1 pseudogene is annotated in these 2,724 nt (G+C 66.5%); it reads right to left on the minus strand.

The features are described 5' to 3' along the window. Positions 1–2,724, minus strand: a pseudogene (locus tag EZ216_RS21180) (hypothetical protein); the annotation flags it as partial.

Below are 2,724 nucleotides of genomic sequence, written 5' to 3' on the forward strand. Positions count from 1 at the left end.
ATCAAACACCTGCCCCGGGAAGCGCTGGTTGAACGTGAACGTGCCAAGCGAGCTCGGGTTCTGGTTAGGTGCAGTCGCACCGAAGGCTTCCGCCGTGTCCCAGCGCCAAACGATGGTTTGGTCCTGCGCCGTGATCACTCGCGGCGTGCCGATCTGGTCGGCGTACACGTTGTATGCCGCGCCCTGCCTCATGACACCCACCGGCGTGCCGCCCAGGTACATCGTCTCGTACACCGGCGCACCGCTGACGTCGTACTCACCGATCAGGCGCCCCGCTTCGTCATAGACGTAGTAGGTGCTAGTCGGCGATGCCCCCGTCGATTGCTTGCGCACGCGCTGGCCCAGCCAGTCGTAGGCGAAGGTCAGGCCACTTGGCGACGCCGTGGCCATGCGCCCGCGCCCGCTGTAGGTGTACGTGGAAGTCCCGTCGCCGGTCACGTTGCCCGCGGCGTCATGACTCACGACGCTGGTGCCCGAGGCGTGCGCCACGCTCAGCAGCTTGTTGCTCTGACTGTCGATGGCGTTGGCGTAGATCGTGCCGCCCACGGTCTTGGCCGTGCGGTTGCCATTCGCGTCGTAGCTGTAGCCGATGCTGCCGGTCGCCCACGTGGCGGTCACCAGCCGATCAAGACTGTCGTACCCGAAGCTCTGGTCGAGCGCGTTCACCGCCCCAGCGCTGTTGCTGTGGGTGTAGCCGGTGATGCGGCCGGCCGCATCACGCTGCAGTTGCCGCACCACGCCGGCCTTGCTGCCCGTCCCCGCCGGGTTGCCCAGGCTGAACCCCGCTATGCGGCCGGCATCGTCGTACGTGATCGTGCGGGCGGTCCCATCCGACCATTGCCAGCCCTGCACCTGGCCGTCCGCGTTGTAGGTGATCTGGGACAGCAGGTTCACCGTGCCCCCGCCCGCCGCCGCAGCAGTGATGCCCGTCACGCGCCCGTTGGTGTAGCTGTACCCAACGATGCTGCCTGACGGCGTGGTTACCTGCGACAGCTCGCCCGCGCTGTTGTACGCATAGCTGACGGTGAGCGGCGCCGCCGCCGGCGAACCCGCCACGGTCTGCGTCTTGCTCGCCACCCGTCCCGCCTGCGTATACGTGTAGCTTGTCGTGACCGTGCCATCAGCCACGCTGCACACCCGCCCCACGCCATTGGTACAGGCGTCGTAGGTGTAGGTGATCGTCTGGTCCAGGTAGGTGATCGTCGCCACCCGGCCGAGGACATCCCACGTGTATCCCGTGGTCACGCCGCGGGCGTCTGTCTTGCTCTGGAGCGTACCGTTCGCGTTGTAGACGAAGGTCGTGGTGCCCGTGTCCGGCGAGGATTGCGTGAGCAGCTGTCCGAAGCCGCTGTATGCGTAGGTCGTGTTCAGGTTCTTCGGGTCAGTGACCTTGGTGAGGTTGTCCTGCGCGTCGTACTCGAACTTCGTCACGCCGTTGTTCGCGTCGGTCACCTGCTTCACCCGGTTCAGGACGTCGAAGGTGCGGCTGCTGTTGCGCCCCAGCGGTGCGCTTGTGGCCGTCGGGTTCGCGTTCAGGTCATAGGTGACCGTGGTCGCCTGCGCAGGCGGTGCCACCCCTTCGATCGCATCCTGCAGCCGGTTCAGGCTGTTGTAGACCCAGCTTCTCGTGCGCACCACCGCGTCCGAAGCATCCCGGGCCTCTTCCTTCGTGCGGTTGCCCATCGCATCGAGCGTGTAGACGACCTTGTTGCCTTGGCCGTCCTGCACCTGCGTCAGGCGTTGCGCCTCGTCGTAGGTGAATGCCCAGGTGGCACCGTCGGGCAGCGTCACGCTCTCCAGCAGCCCGGCTCCATCCCACACGTACGTCGTCGACTCCGTGCCAGCGGTCGCATTCGTCAGCCGCCCCCTCGCGTCGTACGCGTACGCGGCCACCAGTCCATTGGGATCCGTGCGCTGGCTCAGGCGGCCGGCCGCGTCGTAGTCGAAGTGCGTCTCCTGGTTCAGTGCGTTGGCCTGCTTGGTGAGCTGGCCCGCGGCATTCCAGGTGTAGGTGGTGGTGCCTTGCCCGGGCGCCGAACTCGTGGCCATCAGCTGCTGCGCGTTGTACGTCCAGCTCCACGTTCTCGTTTGCCCCGTCGCCGTGTCCGTCACCATCTGGGTGAGCGGATGGCCAGCCGCGTCGTACGTCCATGCCGTCGTCTTGCCAGGTTCGGTCACCGTCGCCGGAAGACTCAAGGTCGAGTGCCACGTCGTGCTTCTTGTGCGGGCCAGCGGCGTTCCATAGGCTTGGGTGACCGAGGCCGGCAGCATCCTTGGCGTGAGCCACTGGAAGGTCGTCACGCCGCCGAGGAAGTCCGTCTCGCTCAGCACCAGCCCCGTCGCACTGTCCTGGGTGCGGCTGGCCGCATCGGCCGTGCCGTTCGGGCTCGGCTTGTCGGCCGCACTGACGGTCTGGCGTCCGGATGCCGTGGCGTAGGTGTACGTCCTCACGGTGCCCAGCGGGTCCGTCACGCTCGATTGGCCACCGCTTCCATAGGCGATCGTGTACTTGAACACCCCACCGGCACGCTCCGTCGTGACGGCACGCTCCAGGCTGTCGTACGTGTACGTCTCCAGGCGATTGCCCCGCTCGTCGACGATGCCGGTCAGCGCGTCCAGCGATGCCGGGTTCTCATAGACGTAGCTTCGAACCGCACCGTCGGCGTACGTGACAGAGGTCAGCCGGTTGGCCGTGTCGTAGGCGTACTGGATCAGCTGGCCGTC

The organism is Ramlibacter humi, from assembly GCF_004681975.1.
GTDB classification, from domain to species: domain Bacteria; phylum Pseudomonadota; class Gammaproteobacteria; order Burkholderiales; family Burkholderiaceae_C; genus Ramlibacter; species Ramlibacter humi.